Consider the following 23341-nt stretch of genomic DNA (forward strand, 5'->3'; position numbering starts at 1 on the left):
GCGGCGGCCGGCTTTCAAGCCCGGCGGCGCCCGCGAAACAATCTGCGCCATCCGATCACCACGCCACTGACGGAGACTACCAGCCCGGCGATCGAAAGCAAGCAGACCACGATGTCCCAGGCGGGGCGATAGCGCAGCAGCCAGCCAAAGTCCCAGCTGTGCGAGGCATTGAACAGCCATCGGTAGGCACGCCGGCTGCTGTCGCTGCGGCCCAGCAGGTTGCCGTTGGCGGGGTCGATATACGCCCACGTCCGGGCCGCATCGTCAAAGCGTACGCGCAGCACTGGCAGCTTGCGCGGCTGGTGGTGGCCGTACCAGTAGGCGTCGTGCTGCGTCAGCCATTCGCTGCCGGCGATCCGCGCGCCCGGGACCAGCCGTGCGGCGGCCTCGGTGAGCGTCTCGGCGGACAGCGCCAGCGGGCGGCCCGTGTCGGCACGATAAGCCCGCGTCGTGACAGTCCCGGCATCGGCCGTTGCCACCAGCCATACCGGCAGTCCGGCTTGCCAGGCCATGCGTATCTCCCGCGGCCCGGTCGCCTGGGCCAGCGCGCGCCGGTCGCCAGGCGGGAAGTGCGGCAGGACCTGCCCCGCATAGCGTTCCAGCGCCGGCTGCGTAAATGCCCGGCCCGGAAACCACTGGTTGGGATTGACCGATAGCCAGCCGCTTGCCAGCCATGCCAGCAGGAACAGCGAACCGGCCAGCCCCGCGATATGGTGCCAGGCCATCCAGCCGCGATAGGGCGAGGTGCCGCCGGCGCTGCCATGCGCGAAGCGGCGGCGCACGCGCAGCCGCAGCCAGCCGATCCAGATGCCGCTGACCGCCACCGCGATGCACACGCCGGACGTCCACAGCACCACCTGGCGCCAAAGCGGCGGATCGGCCCGCACCGGCGTGAAATACAGCCAGTGCGGCACCGCGCCGAGCCAGTTCCAGAAGCGCTCCGCGCGATTGGTGTCGCGCATCACTTCACCGGTGCGCGCGGAGACATACAGCTCGGTGCCGGCGGCGTCGTCCAGCGCGATGCGATGCAGCGGGCGCCAGGCATTGAGCCCGTTGGGCACGGTCCATTGGTCGCGCTCGGCGGTTTCGACCCAGCGCGCGGCGGCCGCGCCGGCGAAGCGCCGGGCGATCTCCTGCGCGGCTGGGGCATCCACGGATTCGATGCGGGCCGCGTCGAGCGCCGAGACCGTATGGGGTTTGCCGTCCCAGTCGATCATGCGATAGGCCGGCCGGCCACCCATCATCTCCAGCCGCAGGCTGCGGGGAAAACGGGCCAGGCCCGCGCCGGCCATCGCGGCATCGGGCGAGACCCGCACCGCGCGCAGGTCCAGCGGCGGCAGTCCGGCAAGGCGCTCGGCGTCGCTTAGCGCGGGAAAGGCCACGTACATCATCACCAGTCCCGAGAGGAACCACATGGCGATCAGCAGGCAGCCGGCGATGCCGGCCCAGCGGTGCACCAGATAGAGCCAGCGGCGCGTGAAGCGCCAGCAGGATTCCCGCCAGGACAGGGACGTGCTCGCCATGGCCTGGCTCAGAAGTAGAAGCTGGCCGACAGCTCAGCCGCGCGCGGACGTCCCAGCAGCCACTGGGCGCCGCTGTTGCCGAAGGATTCGGCGTAGTCGCGGTTGAACAGGTTATAGACCCGCAGCGTCAGCGCCGTCCTGCGCGACACGCGCCATTGCAGCGAGGCATCCACCACCGTGTACGATGGCATGGATGCCGTATTGGCGTTGTTGGAGTAGCGCTTGCCCACGTAGCGCAGGCCGCTGCCAAGCTGCCATTGCGGCGCGAAGGCCCACGTCAGCCACAGGTTGGCCGCCTGCTGCGGTACGTTTGCCGGAATGCTGCCGTTGCGCGAGACCAGCGCGCCGTTCACCTTCTCCGCGAAGTCGTCGAAGCGGGCACGCAGCACCGTCCCGTTGGCGTCCAGGCGCAGGCCGCGCGTCAGCTCGACGCTGACCGACGCTTCCAGTCCGCGCGAGGACTGCTGGCCCGCCTGCACCGACAGCGTTGGATTGCTGGCGTCGGGGGTGAGCAGGTTCTTCTTGACGATCTGGTAGGCGGCAAAGGTCCATTCGCCCCGCTGGTTCCAGAACGATTGCTTGACCCCGGCCTCGATCTGCCGCCCGGTGGCGAGCTTGAAGTCCTTCTGCGCATCGGAGGTGGAGACCAGCGCGTTCAGCGGATCGGTGGCGGTGGCGTACTGCGCGTAGGCCGAGAGTGCCGGCGTGAACGCGTAAACCGTGCCCGCGCGCCAGGTAATGTTGTTGAAGGTGCGGCGCCAGGCGTCGCCGCTCACCAGGTTACCGCGTTCCAGTTCTGCGTGGTCGAGCCGTACGCCGCCGATCACCGACCATTGCCGGGTCAGCTTGAGACGGTCCTCGCCGAACAGCGCGTATTGCGTGGTGTGGGTGCGAAAGCGCGGCGAGGTGGCGATGCCAGGCGGGTTGATGAACTGGCCCGGATCGAACTGCCACGCACCCACGGTGGATGTGCCGCCATAGGGCGAGTTGCTGCTGTTGGTGAAGTGGATGCGGTTGACATCGAATCCCGCCATGGCGGTATTGGCCATGCCGAACAGTTGCCCGTCGATCTTCAGGTCGGCACGGTCGCCCACCTGTTCCTGGTCGTGCAGGATCTCCAGGTAGTCGGTGCGGCGCACCTGGCCGCTCGCCGGCAGGAACGTGTAGGACTCGGCGTTGCGCCAGTGGCGCTGGCTGGTGAGGTAGTAGAACTGGTTGCGCACCGTGACGCGCTCATTGGGCTGCCATTGCGCGGCGAGCCGGGTCCAGCGGTCGCGATAGGTGATCTCGCTGTCGCCTGCGTTGTAGTTCTTCTTGCGCAGCGTGGTGTCCAGGCTGCCGTCGACCAGCGGCGTGCCGAAGTATTGCATCGGGTGCTGGTCGCCGTCGTCATGGGACAGCGTCACATTGAATGCCGGCGACACGTCCAGCCGTACCGCCGCCGACACTGCGGTGGCGCGCGAGTCGCCCCGATCCACCCAGCCGCCGGAGCGGCCGTAGCTGGCATTGAAGCGGTAGGAGAGGTTCTCGTTGACCGCGCCACCGCTGTCGAAGGCGGCGCGCGCGGTGCGCTGGGTGCCGCCGGTGACCTGCAGTTCGTTGGCGACCGGCGCGCGCAGCGGCTTCTTGGGGATGACGTTGACCACGCCGCCGATCGCGCCTTCGCCAACCATGACCGAAGCCGCGCCGCGCAGGACTTCGATGCGGTCCGCCGACCACGTATCGAAGGGAAAGGTGACCGTGCCGGAAGCTACGTAAAGGCGCGTGCCGTCATATAGCTGCATCACCGAACCCTGTCCGGAGAAACCGCGCGCCGTGAGCGCCGTGCCGCCATTGCCCGGGGTACCGTTGGCGGTGATGCCGGTAGCGCGGGAAACGGCCTCGCGCACCGACAGGTCGCCGCGCTCGCGCACGGTCTCGCCGGAGAGCGCTTCCACGCTGGCGGGTGTCTCGAGCGGGGTCAGGCCGAGCCGGCTGCCGGTGCTGGCGGGTTCCGATAGTGCCAGGGTGGGCGGCTGCGCGCTGCTGCTGACCACCACCGGCGGCAGCACCGTGCCGTCTTTGCGGGAAGACCGCGATTGCGGACGTTCGGCGGTTTGCGTGTCGTCCGCGGCCCAGGCCGCGTCCGTGCCGAGCGAGGCAAAGGCCCCGAGCGAGAGCGCAAGCGCGCAGTGATGCGCCAGCTTGCGCGAAGGGCGAGCGTAACGCTGCCTGAATGAACCGGACCCGGCGGTGCGGGCAATGCGAGGGCGCGCGGACATGGGCCTTCCATCGTTGACCGCGGGCGACCCCGCCCGGCGGCAATAAACGAACAAGCCGCGGACGAACGCGCAGGGACGGCCGGCGCAGAGCGGGCCGTCTCACGCCTGGCCGCCCGTCCGCAGCCTCGGTGATCGGTCGAAGGCCGGTATCCGGGCTCGCAGGAGGGGCGCTTTCCGCATGGGCGCGTCCGGGGTGTCGCCTTCCCACGCATGATGCGCAGTGGCTGCCGCCGCCAGCTGGCGCGGCCTGACACCTTTCTACCTGCTGACCGTTGCGGGGGCAGCACAGGATTGACCGCGGCATGGCCGGCGGCGCACCTGTTTCCCGTTTAACCCCCGCCGCGCGACGCATGCGGGGGCACCTTCGAACCATTGGCAGCCCAGTTGCAAGTCAATTGCAAATGCGAAAGGGTTGCGAGGCGGATTGTAGCCGTATTCCGGGGTGCTTTGGCATGCATATTTTCCCAGGCATGGTCCGGCCGCGCTCGGCTTTGACGGCGGGAAGGCATGCGCCAGCCGGGAGCCGGGAGGCGAGGTTGATGCATCGCGTGGCCATCTTCGTGTTTCTTGCCTCATCTACGTCGATTTTTGTTTTTTTTATTCTGTCTGGTTTCGTCGGACGTTAAAGAAGGCGGGAGTACCTTCCGTTATCCAGTGATGCCGCATGCCTCCCGCATGGCCGGTACCTGTCCATCAAATAGAACGCCATGAATCGTCTGACCTTGCGAAAGAAGCTGTGGATTCCTCTTGTGCTGGCCTGGCTTGGCCTGCTGCTGCTGACTGTGATGCATGCATTCCAGACCCGCGAACTGCAGATGGCGGACCGCCGCGGGGAGCTGGCGAATATTGTCGATATGTCGCTCTCGCTGGTACGCGACTACGCCGAGCAGGCTCGCCAGGGCAAATTGTCCGAAGCCGACGCCAAGGCCCAGGCCATTGCCCGCATTGCCGCGCAACGCTATGGCAAGGATGGCTATATCACGATCGTCGGCGCGGATTCGGTGCTGGTGATGCATCCCATCAACGCCAAGCTGAATGGCAAGAACATGGCCGACTTCAAGGATGCCAAGGGCAATGCCTTGTATGCCGACATCGCCGCGCGCGGCGCTTCGCCGGAAGGCGCGGGCGCTCTGGACTACTGGTGGCCCAAGCCCGGCAGTGACCAGCCGAGCCCGAAGATCGGCTATGTGGCGCGCTACAAGCCCTGGGGCTGGGACCTCGTCGCGGGCACGTATATGGATGACGTGGAGGCGCAGTTCCGCTCGTCGCTGTATCGCTCGCTCGGGCTGCTGGTGCTGCTCGGCATTGCGATTTCCGTGGTGGCCACGACGCTGATCCGCAGCATCCAGCGCTCGGTCGGCGGCGAACCCGCCACCGCGGCCGCGCTCGCCTTGCGCATGGCCAGTGGCGACCTCACGGCGCGCGTCGCGACCGACCCGGATGACCGCTCCAGCCTGATGTATGCGATCGGGCATATGCGCGACCAGCTCGCGAGCACGGTGGCCGGGATCCAGCGATCGGCGGATTCCATCAGCTCGGCGGCTCAGGAAATCGCAGCGGGCAATACCGACCTGTCGGGCCGTACCGAGCAGCAGGCCGCCTCGCTGCAGCAAACCGCCGCCAGCATGGAGCAGATCACCGCCACGGTGCGCCAGAATGCCGACAATGCCAACGAGGCCAGCCAGTACGTGTCCGATGCCTCGCAGATCGCGCAGCAGGGCGGCAGCGTGGTCAGCCAGGTAGTGGACAAGATGCGCGGCATCACCGCCAGCTCGCGCAAGATCAACGACATCATCGGCGTGATCGACGGCATTGCCTTCCAGACCAATATCCTGGCGCTGAACGCCGCGGTGGAAGCCGCGCGTGCCGGCGAGCAGGGGCGCGGCTTTGCCGTGGTGGCCGGCGAGGTGCGCAACCTGGCGCAGCGCAGCGCGGGCGCGGCCAAGGAGATCAAGACGCTGATCGTCGAATCGGTGGGCCAGGTCGACAGCGGCTCGGCCCTGGTCGAGCAGGCCGGGCAGACCATGGCCGAGATCGTCAACGCGGTCAGTCGCGTGACCGCCATCATGGACGGCATTGCCTCGGCCACTGCCGAGCAGCGCACGGGCATCGAAGAGGTCAATCGCGCGGTGTCGCAGATGGACCAGATGACGCAGCAGAACGCGGCGCTGGTCGAGCAGGCGAGTGCCGCGGCGGCCTCGCTGGAGGACCAGGCGGGCGCGTTGCACCATGCGGTGTCCGCTTTCAGGCTGTCGCCAGCCTGAGCGGCGCCGTCGATGCCCTGTGCGCCGCCTGCGGCGAGGCGGCTGGCATCCCGCCTATAGCAGCGATTTGCCCTGGGCGAGAATCTTGTCGCAGACCTGCTTGGTGACCTGCGCCTTGAGGCCGCCGCCGCTCAGGTCGAGCTGCTGGCCGTCGCTGCTGTGCAGGATGCCCTTGGCGCCATCGCCATAGCCGCTATCCGAAGCGGGCGAGCCGCCGAGCTTGCCCACAAGCTTGTCCTTCAGCGAAGCGGCGCCGCCGCCGCTGAGATAGTTGTTCTTGATGCAGAATTCCAGCACGCCGGCGACGTTGCCGGTGCTGCCCGAAGTCAGCGATTGCAGCGATGGCGTGCCGCCCATTCCTCCCAGGCTGCCGCCAAGGCCACCGAGCCCACCGGACGAGGTGCTCCCGGCGCCCTGCGCCGCGCCGCCCAGCTTGTCCTTGAGCATGTCCCCGAGCTGCGCATGCGCGGCCGCCACCGGCAGCAGCATAGCGATCAGGATCGTCACGGCAGTGGTGCGATAGATGCTGGCGTTCATGCGGCGTTCCTCTTGGGGTGGTGAAAACAGCTTTCACTATAGTGCTTGCCGGCAAGGCGTTCTCGGTGTTCGGCGACCTGATCAACGCGCTGGACTTCAATCTCGCCGCGGGCGGCGCGAAGGGCGAAATGGGCGGCGAGCTCAAGGCGAAGGCCGGCGACAGCGTCACCGTGACCATCCGCTTCAAGAGCCCGGACCGGAACAACTTCGAGTATCCGCTCGACAGCGGCGCCAACGTCAACGTGAGGCCGACGGTCGACCACATCGACCTGATCGCAGGGGACGTCACCGGCCGCGCGCAGCCCGGCACGCCTGCCTACAGCAAGGAGACCAACGACTCCACCAAGGTGATCGCCACCTTCACCAAGGCCGACTGGAAGCAGGACAAGGACGGCTACAACGCCGTGAGCTACACCTTCAAGGCAAGCAGGAGCCAGTATTTCCGCCTGCGTGGCACCAACCTCGGCATGAACGTGCCGGGCGAGACGGCGAATGGCAATCCGCTGCCCGACGCGAAGACGGATATCGTGGAGAACACGGCGCGCTTCAATGCCATCAACGCGCGCAACTACAACGATCTCTGGTTCTATTCGAATCCGGTGTTCGTGACCGTGGCGTCGGGTGCCTGAGGAAACCGGGGCCGCCGCTGGCGGCTCTCCCCGCCATGAGAATCGCAACGGGCCCGCCATCGGCGGAAGCGCTACGCGGCACCGCGTCTTGACGAGCAGGTCGAATCGGCTTTCACTAGCGTTTCGGCCGGGCGCGGCAGCGCGCGGCCGTCAGCGGCGCGGTTTGCCTGGAGGAACGGGCATGCGTGCCTGTGCAGTCTCCTGAAGCCAGAGCGAGGACACGGACCACCATGGCCATCACCACCAGCGTCAGAAAAAAGAAGAAGTATCGCAAGGCAGTGCTGAACCTGCGCGCCGCCATCAAGCGCGGCAACGAGGAAGCCATCCGGATTCGCCGCGAGCAGTTGAAGGCATTGCCCGTGCCGCGGCAGCGCTACGCCCGGGCTGCCACGAGCTGACCGGGCCGCGCCGCGCATGAAGAAAAACTGCGCCGGTGCGTGCTCCGGACCACATTAAACACCCGGGCCGGCGGTCTACACTGAGGATATCCGTCAAAGGATGCGTTGGGAGGAGGCCGCCATGAACAAGCTGAGGTCCAGCCGGTTACTTGAACGCATCTCGCCGCTTGTCCTGGCAGACTTGCGGCGCATGCACGCCGCGGCCGAAACCGAGCGCGGCAGGTTTGCCCATGGAGAGCGTGGCAGAAACCTCGAAAATCGCGAAAGCTGCGTGCATCTCGTTGAATGGGCGCGCTATGACCCCGAGCGCGGGGCCTTTGTGATCGAGTCCCGCATCCTCGTCCCGCGCGCCAAATAGGCGCTAGCCAGCAATATCGGCTTGCGCTGTGTCTTATGAGGCACTATCTTCCACGGGGCGCGGTGGAATGAAGAACATGTCTTTTGCAGCATTTTTCCGATCCATCCCTCGACGCCTCTTCACCGCCTGCCGGCCTTGCCCATGGCCAGACTTGGTATAATCGCCCCCCATCGCAAACACGCCGCCTTGTGCCGCGCGCATGCCGTGCCGAGGCAAGGGCCCGGCAAGGCATTCCGCAGCAGGGCGGTTCACGCGTGACGAGGAGTTACGTGGCCGGAACCGAAATCGCAGTGCAAAACGTCCCCCTGGCGGGCAATGCCGTATCCTCCGGCAGTTCATTCCACGCCGCCCTGAAGATCCTGCCCGCCGCGCAGCGCGAGGCGATGTTCGAGATCTATGGCTTTTGCCGCGCCGTCGACGATATCGCCGATGGCGATGGCCCGCGCGCCGCGCGCCTTGCCGGGCTGGACGCCTGGCGCGCGGATCTTGCCGCATGCTATGCCGGCGCGCCGCCGTCCGCGTTGCGTGGACTGGCCACCCAGATCCAGCGCTTCGGGCTGATTCAGGATGATTTCCTTGCGGTGATCGACGGCATGGCCATGGATGTCCTTGCCGATATCCGCGCGCCGGATGCCGCCACCCTCGATCTCTATTGCGATCGCGTGGCAAGCGCCGTGGGGCGGCTTGCCGTGCGCGTGTTCGGCATGGAACGCGATAGCGGCATCGCGCTGGCCCATCATCTCGGCCGCGCGCTGCAGTTGACCAATATCCTGCGCGATATCGACGAAGATGCGGGACTGGGCCGCGTGTACCTGCCTGCCGAGGCATTGGCGAACGCGGGCGTGCCGATCGGCACGCCGCACGCGATCGTCGGGCATCCCGCCATTGGCCAGACCTGCCTCGAAGTGGCGCGGCAGGCTCAGGCGCACTATGTCGAAGCTTTCGCTATCATGGCGGGTTGCCCGCGCCGTGTGGTGCGCTCGCCGCGCATCATGGGCGAGGTCTACCACGTCGTCCTGCGGCGTTTGCTGGCCCGCGGCTGGGCCAGCCCGCGGGCGCGGGTCCGGGTGCCGCGCCCGCGCCTGCTGTGGATTCTGCTGCGGCACGGCTTCGTCTGAGGCGATCCCGAACGGGTTTGCGGACCTGCGGTATTGCAGTTGTTGCAGTTGTTGCGTTGTTGAAGAGAGGGCATCGAGACCGATGAGCCAAGTTGTACTGTCCCCTAAGCCGCTTGTGGCTGAACAGGGTGCGCCGGAGCACGGCGAGCTGGAAGGCACGCTCAGCCGCGCGCTGGACGCCTTGCTGGCAACCCAGCGGCCCGATGGCCACTGGGTATTCGAGCTGGAGGCGGATGCCACGATCCCGGCCGAATATGTACTGCTGGTCCATTATCTGGGCGAAACCGCGGATAACGTGCTGGAAGCGCGTATCGCGCGCTATCTGCGCCGGATCCAGAACGCCGACGGCGGCTGGCCGCTGTTCCATCAGGGTGGCTCCGACATCAGCGCCAGCGTGAAGGCGTATTTCGCCCTCAAGATGATCGGCGACGACACCGATGCCGAGCATATGCGGCGTGCCCGCGAGTCCATCCACGCGATGGGCGGGGCGGAGGCCAGCAATGTCTTCACCCGCACGCTGCTCGCGCTGTATGGCGTGATGCCGTGGCAGGCGGTGCCGATGATGCCGGTCGAGATCATGCTGCTGCCGCTCTGGTTCCCGTTCCATCTGTCCAAGGTGGCCTACTGGGCCCGCACGGTGATCGTGCCGCTGCTGGTGCTCAACAGCCTGCGCCCCCAGGCAAGGAATCCGCGCGGCGTCGGCATCGACGAATTGTTTGTCCGTCCGTGCCAGGCAGCCCGCCTGGCGCCGCGGGCACCGCATCAGAATCGCGTCTGGTTCGGCGTGTTCCGCGTGCTCGACGCCGGGCTGCGCGTGGCGGAGCCGCTGTTCCCCCGTGGCCTGCGCCAGCGCGCCGTCGCCCGTGCGGAACAGTTCGTGCGCGAACGGCTGAACGGCGAGGATGGCCTGGGCGCCATCTTCCCGGCCATGGCGAATGCCGTGATGATGTTCGATGTGCTGGGCGTACCGCGCACCGATGCCGACGTGGCGGTGGCGCGTGCATCCATTGAGAAGCTGCTGGTGGTGCACGGCGACGAAGCCTATTGCCAGCCGTGCCTGTCGCCGGTGTGGGACACCTCGCTCGCCAGCCATGCCCTGCTTGAAGTCGGAGGCGCGCGCGCCGAGGCGGCTGCCGAGCGCGGCCTGCAATGGCTGCGTCCCTTGCAGGTGCTGGACGTGCGCGGCGACTGGGTGGTGCGTCGTCCTGACGTGCGCCCCGGCGGCTGGGCGTTCCAGTACGCCAATCCGCACTACCCGGATGTCGACGATACTGCCGTGGTCGCCATGGCAATGGACCGCGCGGCGCGCGCCGGCGCTGCGGCGCCGGCGGTCGCGCCGGCCAGCTATCGCGAGCGCTATGCCGAAGCCGTATCGCGCGCGCGCGAGTGGATTGCCGGCATGCAGAGCGGCAACGGCGGCTGGGGTGCGTTCGAGCCCGAGAATACGCACGAATACCTGAACAACATTCCCTTCTCCGACCACGGCGCGCTGCTCGACCCGCCCACCGCCGATGTCTCGGCGCGCTGCCTGTCGATGCTGGCGCAACTGGGCGAATCCGCTGCCAGCAGCGGCGCGTTCAAGCGCGCGCTGCGTTACCTGCTCGACGAGCAGATGGCCGATGGCAGCTGGTACGGCCGCTGGGGCACGAACTACATCTATGGCACCTGGAGTGCGCTGTGCGCGCTGAACGCCGCCGGCCTGGCTCCCGAGGCGCCGGAAATGCGCCGCGCCGCCGACTGGCTGGTCTCGATCCAGAACGCCGACGGCGGCTGGGGCGAGGATGGCAGCAGCTACCGCCTCGACTACCAGGGCTACGAGCCCGCGCCAAGCGTGCCGTCGCAAACCGCCTGGGCCGTGTTGGGCCTGATGGCGGCCGGCGAGGTCGATCATCCCGCGGTGGCCCGGGGGATCGAATACCTGGTGCGCACGCAGCAGGCCGACGGCCTGTGGAAAGAGGCCCGCTTCACCGCCGTGGGCTTCCCGCGCGTGTTCTACCTGCGTTACCACGGCTACGCCCGCTTCTTCCCGCTCTGGGCGGTGGCCCGCTACCGCAACCTGCGGCGCGACGGTACACGGGCCGTGGCGTGGGGGATGTGACCGCAGCGGGTCCCGGCGGGTCGGCGCGCTTGCCGCAAGGGCGCGGCGCCGCGCCGGCGCTGGTGGTGACGGGCATGGGATTCGAGGCCCGCATCGCCGCCGGCGCGGGCGTGGAAACGCTCCATGGACACCGTGCCGAAGCACTGGCGCAAGCCCTGCGGCAGCGCCTGGCGCGCCCTTGTGCCGGCGTGGTCAGCTTTGGCGTGGCTGGCGGGCTGGATCCCGCGTTGTCGCCCGGCAGGGTGATCGTTGCCACCGGGGTTTGCGATGGCGGCATTCGCTTGCCTGTCGATGCGAACTGGTCACAGGCACTTTGCCTCGCCTTGCCTGAAGCCCTGTCCGGCGTTCTTGCCGGTACTGACGGGGCCGTGACTTCCATTGCCGGCAAGGCTGCGCTGCATGCAGCCAGTGGCGCGCTGGCGGTCGATATGGAGTCACATATCGCGGCGCGGGTGGCTCAGGAGCATGGCTTGCCCTTTGCGGCATGCCGTGTGGTGATCGACCCGGCTGGACGGCAGGTGCCGCCAGCGGCCGTGGCTGCCATGGGGGCTGACGGCAGCACCGATATGTGGGCGTTGCTGAAGGGCTTGCTGGCCGGACCCTGGCAGGTGCCGGATCTGATCCGGCTGGGGCGGGATGCGCGGGTGGCGAGGACCGCTTTGGAGCGTGTCAGAGGCAAGCTTGGGGTGGGGTTCGGGCTGCCTTGATCGGCATTCAACCTTTCGGCTTGCCTCGGGCGGGAGCGCCGGAATGCCTACGCCGGTAGCCCGGAAGCCGGAATCAAGCTCTCCAGCCCTGCTTCACGTCCCTGGGCAGGGAGCGTGAAGCCAGGCAAAGCAGGGTAAAGCCGGGTTCAGGGCTTCTTCTCTTCCCCCTCGGTGCCCTTGCTTCCCTCGGTTCCCTTGTTTCCCCCACCGGCAGGCGCTTCTTCCGTATCGCCATAATCCGGCAGCTTCCCCTGGCCGCCTTCAATCAGATAGCGCCTGCGCTGCAGGTAGCCATCCCGCACAAAGCTGTACTTGTCCAGCGCCGCCAGCGCCAGCAGATCGGTGGCGCCAAGCGCGTTGGTCCGCGCATCGAGGAAGGCCAGGCCATACAGGCCATAGCGCAGGTTGCTGTTGACGTAGGTGGTGGGGGAGAACTGGAAATTCACATAAAGCCCCAGGCCGTCGCGGATGGAGCTGGGGCCAAATAGCGGCAAGACCAGGTAGGGGCCGGAGGGCACGCCCCACACGCCGAGCGTCAGGCCGAAGTCCTGGGAGTGCTTGCTCAGCCCGGCCGGCGTGGCGATGTCGATCAGGCCGCCGATGCCGAGCACCGAATTGACCGCCACCCGCATAAAGCTTTCCGCTGCGTCCACGCCCTTGCCTTGCAGCAGGTTGTTGACCATATTGCCGACGTCGCCGAGGTTCGAATAGAAATTGGTGACAGCGGTGCGCACCGGCTGCGGCGTGACGGCGCGATAGCCTTTGGCCAGCGGGATTGCTACATACTCGTCGGCCTTGTCGTTGACCTTGAAGACAACGCGGTTCAGCGGCTCCAGGGGGTCGTCCGGGCTGGCCTGCGGGCCAGTGGCGCAAGCCGTGGCCAGCAGGGAGAGCGACAGCGCTGGCAGTAAGCGGGAGGGGCGGGGGTCGAGGCGGTTCGTCATGGGGGGAGAGGCGTCAGTGAACTCGTCCTGTCGCGGGTACCGACCGCGCGCGCGGCCGTCCCATCAGGATCGGCTGGAAGAATACGGCACCGACCAGCGTGCATGCCAGTGCCAGTGCCAGCAGCTTGCCCATGCTGGCCGTGCCCGGATGCTGGGACAGCCACAGGCTGCCGAAGGCGGTGGCGGTGGTGGCTGCGCTGTAGAGCACGGCGTGGGTGAGCGGGGATTGCAGCAGGTGCGTCTTGCCCTCGCGCCAGGCAAGGACATAGTAGATCTTGAAGGCTACGCCGATGCCGAACAGCAGGGGCAGGGCGATCACATTGGCAAAATTCAGCGGGATGCCGAACACCACGCACAGCTCCAGCGTGACCAGTGCGGATACCAGCAGCGGTACCAGCGTGCGCAGCACGTCGCCCACGCGGCGCAGCGTGACCCAGAGCAACACGGTGATCGACAGCACGGCCCAGACGCCTGCCTGGGCAAAGGCCGTCATGATGGTGTCGGCGGAGCCCCGGATCGAGATCGGGCCGCCCACCGCGTCCGGCTCGACGCGCTGCACGGCATCGATGAAGCGCGTGAGCGCGGCGTCGCGCGCATCGCTGTCGCGGCTGGAGGACTCTCCCGGCCTGGCCGCGGCGGGGAGTTTCGGGCTCACGCTGACCAGGGCCTTGCCGTCCGGCGCGACCCAGTCGCGTACCAGCACCGGCGGCAGCGTCTCGCGGGTGATCGGCTGCGGTGACAGCGCACGTTGCAGGCGTGCCAGCGCAAGACGCAGCGGTAGCGCGATGGCTTGCTCCGCGCGGTCGCGGGTGGCGGCATCGGCGGCCGCAAGCTTGCGCAGGGCGGTGGCCAGGTGGGCGGCTTCGGCGGCACCCGGGCCGGGATGCTCGTCGGCGGCGAGGGCGAGCTGGCGTGCCGCGTTCTTGAGCGAATTGACGCGCCGCTCGTCGTTGGCTGGCGTGGCCACGGTTTGCGTCAGCACCGGCATGAGGCTGGCCGAGGCGTCTGCGATCAAGGCGAGCCGGGCCGGCTGGTCGTCGGGCATGAAGGTTTGCAGCGTGACGGCGCGCTCGACTTCGGGCAGCGCCGCCAGGCGGGCGGCGATAGCCGTGGCGGCCGTCAATGAAGGCGCCAGCACACTGACGTTGTCGGTGCCGGCCTCAGGCGCATCCTTGAGCGAGAGCAGGGTGGCCATCGATTCGGAGTGCGGATCCTTGAGATGGAGCGGGTCGAAATCGAAGCGCAGGTACGCGAGCAAGGGGGACCCGGCCAGGATCAGGCCGCAGGTGGCCAGCAGCACCTGTTTGCGGTAGCGCTCGAAGAATATGTCGGCAGGCGCCAGCCACTTGAAGCCCGGCACCTCGACCCGTCCCGCCTCGTCCTTGGGGCGCATTACGGTGATCAGCGCCGGCAGCAGCGTGATGGTGGTGGTGAACGCCACCAGCATGCCCACGCCGGCGATCTGCCCCAGTTCGGCCACGCCGCGGTAGTCGGTGGGCAGAAAGCAGAAGAACGCCGCCGCGGTGGCAGCCGCGGCCAGCGCCAGCGGCACGCCCACCGCTTTCGCGGCGCTGGCGAGCGCAGCAGGGATCTCCGGGTGCTTGTGGCGCTCGGCGCGGTAGCGCACGCCGAACTGGATGCCGAAGTCGACCCCCAGGCCCACGAACAGCACGGCGAAGGCGACCGAGATCATATTGAGCGCGCCGACCATGGCCAGGCCCAGCGCGGCGGTGATGGCCAGCCCCACCAGGAGGGCGGCCAGCACGGCCAGGATCAGCCGCTTGGAGCGCAGCGCCAGCCACAGGATCAGGATCACCACCACCAGCGTCAGCACGCCATTGAAGGCAGCCCCTTCCTTGACCGACGCAAATTCATCGTCCGCCAATGCCTGGGCGCCGGTCAGGCGCACCTGGGCACCGTAGCGCTGGGCAAGGCCGAGCCTGGTTGCCGTGGCCCGGATGGCATCGGCCGAGTTCGCTCCCGCCTGGAGGTCGGCGTAGTCAAGCACCGGGCTCACCGCGACGAAAGCGCTGGCGAGGCCGCCGGGGCCCGGCTGCTGGCTGCTGTCGATCAGGCCGGCCCAGGACAGCGCGGCCGGCTTGCCGGCCAGCACCTGGTCGACGGCGTGGGCGCTGCTGCCGAGCAGCCGGGCCATGTCGCCCAGCTTCACCTGTCCCAGCTGCAGTGGCAGCGACAGGGTGGTGGCCAGCGTATCGGACAGGCCGCGCAGGGTGGGATCGTGCGCCAGGGCATTGAGCAGGGGCCGCGCCTGCGTCAGTTGCGAGGTGACATCCCGCAGTTTGGCGGTATCGACGAAGAGCAGGCCGTTGCGTTCGAAGAACTCGCCGCCGCCGGGCTGGCTGACGCCGCGAAAGCGTGTACCCTGGTGGCTCAGCGCATCCGCCAGTTCATTGGCGGCGGCTTCCGCCAATTCCCCGGCCGGCGCCTGCACCACGGCCAGGATCATCTGGTCGCGCTGGGGAAACGCCGCGCTGACGGCCGCATCGCGGCGCGCCCAGGGCTGGTCCGACTGGAGCAGGCGGCTGATATCGGTGTTGATGGCGAAATGACCCACCGCATAGACGCCGCTGACGACGGTCAGCAACAGCGCCAGGGTGATCACGGACCAGGCGCGGCGGCTGGAAAATTGGACGATGCGGATGACCAACGACGTCAGCATGGGCGATATGGGGACCTATGTGGTGCGCAATCAGGGGCGCGGTAGAGGGCACAAAGCAGGCCGCGGGGCAGCGCGCAAAGCGGCAGCCGCGAGTATAACGGGACGGCGCGGGATGGCGTTGCGGCGCCGGGCCGCGCCGTCATGTGATGCCAAGGGCCTGGAGGGCGCGGCGAGCGCCCGCGCGGGTACGCTATACTGCCTCGTTGCGTGTTGTCGGGCCGGGCCGCAGCCCCGCCCGCCCGTAGCGCGCCGCGCACTTTGATTGGTTTCCTTGGCAAGTCTGCCGGGCATTCCCGGCGGCGAACCGACTGGCATTTTCAGGTCCAAATTCGCATGAAGACACACGGTATTGCTTTCCAGGCCCTGGTCCCGCTCGCGGCGGTGGCGATGATTTCCGCCGCGCAGGCGCAAACGGTGGACAGGTCCTCGCCTGACCGCATGGTGCGGGCCGCCGTCGAAGGCGTGATCGGCACCATCAAATCCAACCCCGAAACGCGCAACGGCGACCTGGGCAAGATCACGGCGGTGGTGGAGCGCCAGTTTCTGCCCTACACCGATTTCGAGCGCACCACCCGCCTGGCGGTCGGCAGCGCGTGGCGCAACGCCACGCCCGAGCAGCAAAAGCAGCTCTACGAGCAGTTCCAGGCCTTGCTGGTGCGCAGCTACGCGGTCTCGCTGTCGCAACTGCGCGAGCAGAACGTGAAGTTCAGCTACAAGCCCACGCTGGCCGCCGGCGGCGCTACCGATGTCGTGGTCGAAACGCGCGTGCTCAACAACGGCGACGAGATGCAGATCGACTACCGCCTGCAGCGCAGCGGCAACGGCTGGAAGATCTACGATATCAATATGATGGGCGCGTGGCTGATCGAAGTGTACCGCCGCCAGTTCTCCGATATCGTCGCGCGCGGCGGCATCGATGGCTTGCTGAAGTACCTGGTCAACCACAACGCGCGCCAGACCGCCGACGCCTGAGCGCCAGGCGGCGCTCAAGGCGCGCGTCCAGGGGCCGCCGCCTTGCCCGCCGCAGCGCTGGCGCCCCGGCGCCAGCGCCCCAGTTCCAGCCATTGCCACGATAGCAGCGCGGGCACGCCGAACAGGACCTCGCGCACGCGCTTGACCAGCGCCAGCGACAGCGACACCTGCGGATCGACGCCGAGCAGGTGGCCCAGCAGCATCACCACCGCTTCCTGCACACCCAGCCCGGCCGGTACGAAGAACGCTACATGGCGTACCGCCTGGGTCAGCGACTCGATGGCGAGCGCCTGCCAGAACGGCACCGGGTGGCCCAACACCATCAGTGCGAACCAGATCTCCAGCGCGCCCACCACCAGGCCGGCCAATTGCCAGCACAGCGCCGCCAGCAGCGCGCCGTGGCGCGCGTTGAGCGCGCGGATCTGCGCATCCAGGCGCGCGCCATCGATCAGCGCCACCAGCCTGTGATCGCCGCCGAACAGGCGCCGGGCGGCGCCTTCGAGCCGCTCGAATATGGCGCTGTGGCGCAAGGAGAGCGCAAACAGCACCGGCACCGGCAACGACAGCAGCAGCCCGACCAGGATGACCCAGGCCTGGCTGCTGCCATGCATGGCCAGCATCAGCAGCACCACGCCGATTGCCGAGAATACATACTGCGCGAACAGCGTCACCATCACCTCGACCACCACGCTGGCAGTGACTGCCGTGGTGTCGGCGACACGCAGGCGGGCCAGGCGGATGCCGACCAGTTCGCCGCCTATGCTGACGGTCGGCAGCAGGCGGTTGACCGCCTCGCGGACAGTGGCGACCCACCACAGGAAACCAAGCCCTGCCTTCTGCCCGGGGTCGGCGGATGCTTTCAGCAGTACGCGCCAGCCCTGTGCATCAAGCAGCAGCGGCAGGGCGTGGAAGGGCACCAGGAGCAGCAAGGGCCAGCCGGCCTGCGTCACGATGCGGGCGACGTCGCCCACACCCTCGTGGATCACCAGCGCGGTCAGGGCCAGCATGCCGAGCAGGCCGGTCAGGTAAATCAGGCGTTTCATGCAGAGGCCAGCGCGCCGGGCGCGCCGAAGATATCGGTAAAGCCGCCGTGCCGCACCGCGGCCCGGTCCAGTGCCTCGCGCACGCGGGGCGACAGCAGCGCCGCCAGTTCATCGGCGTGGCGGTAGCCGAGCATGGTGGGCGCCACCGCAGCGCCGGATACCACGCCGGGATGCAGGTAGATTTCCCCCACGCCCGGAGGCAGCCTGGCCAGCGCGGCCAGCAAGACGGCCTCGTCCATGCCGCCACTGTTCTCGATGCCGACCACGTAATCGTTGTGGGCGATGCCGGCCCTGTCCAGCCGGCGCCGCAGCAATGCCAGCCAGGGCCGCAGCAGCAGCGGCGCGGTGGTCTCGCGCGGCAGGCGCATGGCGCGCAGGCCGAATTCGCGGCCGATACGCAGGATAAGCGACAGCACGGTGGGGTGCAGGTGGAAATGCTTGTGCGTGTTGACGTGGTCCAGCATCAGCCCGGTTGCGGCAAAAGCCTCGAACTGGGCGCGGATCTCAGCGGCCAGCTGGCGCCGGACATGGGGCAGGAAAAAGAAACGGCAGCCGTCGCGCGCCATCGCCGAACCGAAGCGGCCCTGCGCATCCACCAGGGCGGGAATGGACGATGGCGGCAGTACCGCCGGGCCGTCGGCCAGCACCACATGCAGGCCCACGCGCAAGCCGGGCAGGCGCCGGGCGCGCGCCACCGCGTCGTCGGCGGCGCTCGCCCCCACCATCAGGCTGGCGGCGCCGAGGATGCCGTCGCGGTGAGCCAGCTCCACGGCCTCGTTGACGCCGGGATGCAGGCCGAAATCGTCGGCCGTGATGATGAGGGCACGCCGCGATGCCGCTGGAGGATGGAGCGCCAGGATCAGGCCTCGTGCGAACGCAGGAAGCGGAAGAACTCCACGCCTTCGCGCAGGCGCCGCTTCATCATGTCCCAGCTGCCCAGCATCTCGCGCACGATCTCCCAGATCTTGCTCGGGCGGAAGTAGAAGCGCTTGTAGAACGTTTCCACGCCGTGGTAGATCTCCTCCTTGGACAGGTGCGGATAGCTGATCGCCGCCAGCTGCACGCCCTTGTCGTTGACCAGGTTGATCACCTTGTTGTCTTCGAGCCAGCCGTTCTCGACCGCCTGCCGGTACAGCGTGGTGCCGGGATAGGGCGCCGCCAGCGAGACCTGGATGGTGTGCGGGTTGATGTCCTTGGCGTAGGCGATGGTCTTCTCGATGGTCTCGCGCGTTTCGCCCGGCAGGCCAAGGATGAAGGTGCCGTGGATGATGATGCCGAGCTTGCGGCAGTCTTCGGTGAAACGGCGCGCGATATCGGTGCGCAGGCCCTTCTTGATGTTCAGCAGGATCTGGTCGTCGCCGGACTCGTAGCCCACCAGCAGCAGGCGCAGGCCGTTCTCCTTCATGATCTTGAGCGTGCTGTAGGGCACGTTGGCCTTGGCATTGCAGGACCAGGTGACGCCCAGCTTGCCCAGGCCGCGCGCGATCTCTTCCACGCGGGGCTTGAAGTCCGTGAAGGTATCGTCGTCGAACATGATCTCCTTCACCTCGGGCATGTTCTCCTTGATCCATTTGACCTCGGCGATCACGCTTTCCGGCGAGCGCGTGCGGTAGCGGTGCCCGCCCACCGTCTGCGGCCACAGGCAGAAGGTGCACTTGGAGCGGCAGCCCCGGCCGGTGTAGATCGACACATAGGGGTGCTTCAGGTAGCCGATGAAGTAGTTGTCGATCTTCAGGTCGCGCTTGTAGATGGGCGCCACGAAGGGCAGCTCGTCCATGTTTTCGATCATCGGGCGCGGGCCGTTGTGCTCCAGCGAGCCGTCGGGGAGCTTATAGCTCAGGCCGGGAATATCCTTGAGTGGCTTGCCGGCCGCCACGTCCTGGCAGGTGTAGTCGAACTCCTCGCGGCACACGAAATCGATGGCCGGGCTGGCGCCGAGCGTGCCGCTGGGGTCGACCGCCGGCTTGGCGCCGACCATGCCGATCAGCACGCCGGGCTTGCGGGCTTTCAGCTCTTCCGCGAACTTGGCGTCGGTGGGGAAGGACGGCGTGCTGGTGTGGATGATGACCAGGTCGTAGCCGACGGCGATGTCCAGGGTTTCCTGCACACCCAGATCGTCAGCGGGTGCATCCAGCACGCGGCTGTCCGGCACCAGCGCGGCGGGCTGGGCCAGCCAGGTGGGATACCAGAACGACTTGATCTCGCGCTTGGCCTGGTAGCGCGAACCCGCGCCACCGTCGAAGCCGTCAAAGGAAGGAACCTGGAGGAAGAGGGTTTTCATAGCGGCCTCTGGATAGTCATGCCATTTCATTTGTTGAAATGGACGTCTGGCGATCTGATTCGCCGTCGTCCGTTTTTTTTGCTGTCAAGGGAAGAGCGTGAGGCGCCATGCCGGCGTTGCCCGCGCCGGCGGGCGCAGGGGCATGCTGGTGCGTGCGCGAGCCGGCCGGCCTTGCACGCTCGGGCCGTTCGCTGACAGGCAATACCTGGCCGCGCCAGCTCACGTACGAGCCGGACAGGGCGGCAGCCCATTCGGCCAGCAGCAGCGTGTCGCGCAGCGGCGCCAGCAGCATTGCGCCGACGCTGCGCGCCAGCAGGCTGCGTGCCAGCAGGCCCGCCAGTGCCGCGCCAAGTACGACCGGCGTCGGCGCCAGCCAGCTGGCGAGCGCCAGCATTGGCCAGGTAAAGGTGATAAAGATAAAGGCGAAGCCGAGCGGGTCGAGCGAGCGGATGGTGCGCATCCAGCGCAGTTCGTGCGACCAGAGTGCGCCAAGGTGTGATTCGGTCACATCGGTGCTCACCACGACATCCGAGAGCACGGTCGCCAGGCCCTTGCGCCGGGTCAGTTCGCCGAGCCAGAAATCGTCGGCAAGCCGGTTCGAGAGCACATCGAAACTCCCGATTGCGTCCAGGGCTTCGCGCCGCAGCGCGAGGGTGGCGCCGAAGGCAAAGCGGCGGGAGCCGCCGGCGTGGGCAATGCGCACCGAAGGGACGAACCAGGCATCGATAAACTGCACGCCCAGCCGGGACCAGAGGCCGCCACCCACCCGCCGGCCGCGGTACAGGCAAGTGACCACGCCGACGCCCGCATCCGCCAGGGGCGCGGTAACGCGGGCAAGATAGTCCGGCGCCACCGCAATATCGCTGTCGGCCACGACCAGCCATGGGTGGCGCGCCAGCGGCAGCAGGTTGATCAGGTTGCTCACCTTGAGGTTGCTGCCGTGCACGCACGGATCCACCGCCAGGGCGATGTCGCAGTCAGGGAAATCGGCGCGAAGGCGTTCGACCACCGCGATGGCGGGATCGTCGGCGGCACGTACGCCGAATACCAGCTGGTAGGCGGGATGCTGCTGCCGGCACAGGCTGGCCAGGTTTTCGTAGAGGCGGGGTTCGCCGCCGCAGAGCGGCTTTAGTACGCTTACCGGCCGCTGGCACGGGTCGCCCGGCGCCACGTTGCCGGCCGGGTGCGCCGCCAGCGTGCGCCGGCTCAGCCAGGCGGCGGCCACGGCGTAGCCCGCCGACAGGCACGCCAGCGAAGTTGCCGCAAGCGTGCTCCAGTCCATGTCGGTCTGCCTTGAACGGTTCAGTGCTTGGCGCCGGCGGCTTGCCGTGCTGCCGAGGCCGGATCGTTGGCTGCCTGCTTGGACGACTTGGCACGGCCGATTTCCTCGAGCTTGATCTCGACGTGCTTGGAGAACACGTAATCGGCGGGGCGCTGCTTGCTCAGGTCGATATCCGGTGCCATTTCGCCCTTGGTGCGCACGCCGCGCAGGCTCACGCCCAGCGCCTTGAGCGGATGGGCGATGGTGTCGGCCACCGCGGTGGCCTCAAAGCCGCTATGGACCATGCAGTCGGCGCATTTCTCGTAGTTGCCGACGCCGTAGGCATCCCAGTCGGTGCCTTCCATCAGTTCCTTGAAGGTGCTGACATAGCCTTCGCCGACCAGGTAGCACGGACGCTGCCAGCCGAACACGGTACGTGCCGGGTTGCCCCAGGGGGTGCATTTGTAGGTCTGGTTGCCGGCCAGGAAATCCAGGAACAGGGTCGACTGGCTGAAGGCCCAGTTCTTGCCATTGCGGCCGCGTTCCAGAATGTCGCGGAACAGCTTGCGGGTCTTGCCGCGATTCAGGAAGTGCTGCTGGTCGGGGGCGCGCTCGTAGGCGTAGCCCGGCGAGACGGTGATGCCGTCCACGCCCATGCCCTTCACGGAGTCGAAGAAACGGGCCACGCGTTCGGGCTCGGCATCGTTGAACAGCGTGCAATTGATATTGACGCGGAAGCCACGCTTCTTGGCCGCGCGGATCGCCTCGACGCAACGGTCGTACACGCCTTCCTGGCTCACCGAGCGGTCATGCATCTCGCGGTCGCCGTCCAGGTGCACCGACCAGACGAAGTAGGGGCTGGGCTCGTACTGGTCCAGTTTCTTTTCCATCAGCAGCGCGTTGGTGCACAGGTACACGAACTTGCGGCGTGCAATGATGCCCTTGACGATGGTGGGCATGTCCTTGTGCAGCAGCGGCTCGCCGCCGGCGATGGAAACCACCGGCGCGCCGCATTCATCGACCGCGCCCAGGCATTCCTCGACCGAGAGGCGCTGGTTCAGGATGGGGTCCGGGTAGTCGATCTTGCCGCAGCCGTTGCAGGCCAGGTTGCAGCGGAACAGCGGTTCGAGCATCAGCGCCAGCGGGTAGCGCTTGTTGCCCGACATATGCTGCTTGACTACGTAGGCGCCCACGCGGGCGACCTGCAGAAAGGGAATGGCCAAAATGTACTTCCTCGTTATGGGGCGGCCGGGCGTCAGCCAGCGGCGGTTTGCGGGTCCGGTTGCGGCACGGCCTCGACTTCGGCCGTCCCGGCTGCCTGTTTGCGCGGCAACGGATCGGCCAGCTCGGCCGGCAGGCGGAATTCGGCGTGCTCCTCGCGGCCTTCCATGGTGGAAACCTCCACCGGGCCGAGACGGCGCAGCGTGGCGATCACGTCCTTGACCATCTCCTCGGGCGCGGAAGCGCCGGCTGTGATTCCCACCACGTCGACGCCGCGCACCCACTCGGGGTTCAGCTCGCTGCCGTCCGCGATCAGGTAACTGGGCACACCGCTCTCCGTGCCGATCTCGCGCAGCCGGTTGGAGTTGGAACTATTGGTGGCGCCGATCACAAGGATCACTTCCACCCGCTTGGACAGTTCACGCACAGCGCTCTGCCGGTTTTGCGTGGCATAGCAGATATCCCGCGTGTCCGGTCCCACCAGGTTGGCGAAGCGCCGGCTCAGGGCCGCAATTATATTACGGGTATCGTCCACGCTCAGCGTGGTCTGCGTGACATAGGCCACGGGGGTGTCATCGGGCAGGTCGAGCTGGGCGACCTCGGCCTCGCTTTGCACCAGGATCACCTTGCCGGGAATCTGTCCCATGGTCCCTTCGACCTCCGGATGGCCCGCATGGCCGATCAGGATGACGGTGCGCCCGCTGGCGGCATATTGCCTGCCCTGGGTATGGACCTTGATGACGAGCGGGCAGGTCGCGTCGATCGGGTGCAGCTGGCGGGTGCGAGCGTCGCTCTCAACGTCCTTGGACACGCCATGGGCGCTGAAGATGGTGACAGCGCCGGTCGGCACTTCGTCCAGTTCTTCGACGAAGCGCGCACCTTTGACCCGCAACCCTTCTACCACGTGCTTGTTGTGCACGATTTCATGTCGCACGAACACCGGGGCACCGTGCTTGAGCAGGGCGCGGTCGACAATTTCGATCGCACGCACCACACCGGCACAGAAACCACGGGGTTGAGCAAGAATCACCTGCATAAAGATAGGC

Annotated in this window: 19 protein-coding genes and 1 riboswitch; of the genes, 8 read left to right on the forward strand and 11 right to left on the reverse strand. The window is 67.4% G+C overall.

All coding sequences use genetic code 11. The features are described 5' to 3' along the window. Positions 1–14 precede the first annotated feature (14 nt). Together AC3FOF_RS34750 and AC3FOF_RS34755 are read right to left on the reverse strand one after the other, a co-directional pair. Positions 15–1523: a PepSY domain-containing protein gene (locus AC3FOF_RS34750; protein ID WP_488729179.1), complete on the reverse strand. Its 1509-nt coding sequence runs from the start codon at positions 1521–1523 to the stop codon at positions 15–17. Between the two features lie 8 nt (positions 1524–1531). Then, entirely contained in the window at positions 1532–3784 is a 2253-nt protein-coding gene (locus tag AC3FOF_RS34755) for a TonB-dependent receptor (RefSeq protein WP_488729180.1), read from the reverse strand. A 124-nt stretch (positions 3785–3908) separates the two neighbouring features. After that, a riboswitch (cobalamin riboswitch) is annotated at positions 3909–4165 on the reverse strand. Positions 4166–4491: 326 nt separating this feature from the next. Between AC3FOF_RS34755 and AC3FOF_RS34760 the strand changes: the two genes are divergently transcribed. Next, a complete protein-coding gene (locus tag AC3FOF_RS34760; protein WP_488729181.1) occupies positions 4492–6048 on the forward strand; it encodes a methyl-accepting chemotaxis protein in 1557 nt (518 codons plus the stop codon). A gap of 54 nt (positions 6049–6102) precedes the next feature. Here the strand turns inward: AC3FOF_RS34760 and AC3FOF_RS34765 are convergent, their stop codons facing one another. Beyond that, positions 6103–6585: a YjjA family protein gene (locus tag AC3FOF_RS34765; RefSeq protein WP_488729182.1), complete on the reverse strand. Its 483-nt coding sequence runs from the start codon at positions 6583–6585 to the stop codon at positions 6103–6105. 20 nt (positions 6586–6605) lie between these two features. Here AC3FOF_RS34765 and AC3FOF_RS34770 point away from each other — a divergent pair, with 20 nt between their 5' ends. The 6 genes from AC3FOF_RS34770 (at position 6606) to AC3FOF_RS34795 (ending at position 11893) form a co-directional block, all read left to right on the forward strand. Continuing rightward, on the forward strand, positions 6606–7214 hold the full coding sequence (locus AC3FOF_RS34770) for a hypothetical protein (protein WP_488729183.1): 609 nt from the start codon (positions 6606–6608) through the stop codon (positions 7212–7214). 230 nt (positions 7215–7444) lie between these two features. Beyond that, positions 7445–7612, forward strand: coding sequence for a hypothetical protein (locus AC3FOF_RS34775; RefSeq protein WP_276266877.1), 168 nt, complete (start codon positions 7445–7447; stop codon positions 7610–7612). A gap of 121 nt (positions 7613–7733) precedes the next feature. Continuing rightward, the gene (locus tag AC3FOF_RS34780; RefSeq protein WP_017227723.1) at positions 7734–7970 is read left to right on the forward strand and encodes a hypothetical protein; all 237 of its coding nucleotides are present in this window, start codon (positions 7734–7736) and stop codon (positions 7968–7970) included. 269 nt (positions 7971–8239) lie between these two features. After that, positions 8240–9088, forward strand: a complete 849-nt coding sequence (hpnD, locus tag AC3FOF_RS34785; RefSeq protein ID WP_488729184.1) for a presqualene diphosphate synthase HpnD — start codon at positions 8240–8242, stop codon at positions 9086–9088. A gap of 82 nt (positions 9089–9170) precedes the next feature. Continuing rightward, positions 9171–11186 carry a squalene--hopene cyclase gene (shc, locus tag AC3FOF_RS34790; RefSeq protein ID WP_488729185.1) on the forward strand — a complete coding sequence of 672 codons (2016 nt, stop codon included), beginning with the start codon at positions 9171–9173 and terminating at the stop codon, positions 11184–11186. Between the two features lie 29 nt (positions 11187–11215). Beyond that, the gene (locus AC3FOF_RS34795; protein WP_488729197.1) at positions 11216–11893 is read left to right on the forward strand and encodes a phosphorylase; all 678 of its coding nucleotides are present in this window, start codon (positions 11216–11218) and stop codon (positions 11891–11893) included. Positions 11894–12039: 146 nt separating this feature from the next. On the opposite strand, the gene AC3FOF_RS34800 is transcribed toward AC3FOF_RS34795, so the two are convergent. Continuing rightward, on the reverse strand, positions 12040–12837 hold the full coding sequence (locus AC3FOF_RS34800) for an MlaA family lipoprotein (RefSeq protein WP_017225267.1): 798 nt from the start codon (positions 12835–12837) through the stop codon (positions 12040–12042). A 13-nt stretch (positions 12838–12850) separates the two neighbouring features. Further along, entirely contained in the window at positions 12851–15517 is a 2667-nt protein-coding gene (gene hpnN, locus AC3FOF_RS34805) for a hopanoid transporter HpnN (protein WP_488729186.1), read from the reverse strand. A gap of 333 nt (positions 15518–15850) precedes the next feature. Between hpnN and AC3FOF_RS34810 the strand changes: the two genes are divergently transcribed. Next, positions 15851–16489, forward strand: a complete 639-nt coding sequence (locus tag AC3FOF_RS34810; RefSeq protein WP_017230274.1) for a Tgt2/MlaC family protein — start codon at positions 15851–15853, stop codon at positions 16487–16489. Positions 16490–16503: 14 nt separating this feature from the next. On the opposite strand, the gene AC3FOF_RS34815 is transcribed toward AC3FOF_RS34810, so the two are convergent. Genes AC3FOF_RS34815 through ispH form a run of 6 tightly spaced genes read right to left on the reverse strand, consistent with a single transcriptional unit; the run spans position 16504 to position 23331 of the window. Continuing rightward, complete coding sequence (locus AC3FOF_RS34815) at positions 16504–17532, reverse strand: HpnL family protein (RefSeq protein ID WP_488729187.1); 1029 nt, start codon at positions 17530–17532, stop codon at positions 16504–16506. Continuing rightward, on the reverse strand, positions 17529–18350 hold the full coding sequence (hpnK, locus tag AC3FOF_RS34820) for a hopanoid biosynthesis-associated protein HpnK (protein ID WP_276265259.1): 822 nt from the start codon (positions 18348–18350) through the stop codon (positions 17529–17531). Before hpnK ends, AC3FOF_RS34815 begins: the two co-directional genes overlap by 4 nt. Positions 18351–18391: 41 nt before the next feature. After that, on the reverse strand, positions 18392–19813 hold the full coding sequence (hpnJ, locus tag AC3FOF_RS34825; protein ID WP_017225516.1) for a hopanoid biosynthesis associated radical SAM protein HpnJ: 1422 nt from the start codon (positions 19811–19813) through the stop codon (positions 18392–18394). 16 nt (positions 19814–19829) lie between these two features. After that, positions 19830–21095 carry a bacteriohopanetetrol glucosamine biosynthesis glycosyltransferase HpnI gene (hpnI, locus tag AC3FOF_RS34830; protein ID WP_276265257.1) on the reverse strand — a complete coding sequence of 422 codons (1266 nt, stop codon included), beginning with the start codon at positions 21093–21095 and terminating at the stop codon, positions 19830–19832. A gap of 20 nt (positions 21096–21115) precedes the next feature. Further along, on the reverse strand, positions 21116–22297 hold the full coding sequence (gene hpnH, locus AC3FOF_RS34835; protein WP_017225646.1) for an adenosyl-hopene transferase HpnH: 1182 nt from the start codon (positions 22295–22297) through the stop codon (positions 21116–21118). Positions 22298–22329: 32 nt separating this feature from the next. Beyond that, positions 22330–23331, reverse strand: coding sequence for a 4-hydroxy-3-methylbut-2-enyl diphosphate reductase (gene ispH, locus AC3FOF_RS34840; RefSeq protein ID WP_017225645.1), 1002 nt, complete (start codon positions 23329–23331; stop codon positions 22330–22332). Between the last annotated feature and the right edge of the window lie 10 nt (positions 23332–23341).

The organism is Cupriavidus sp. 96C5-1, from assembly GCF_057798855.1.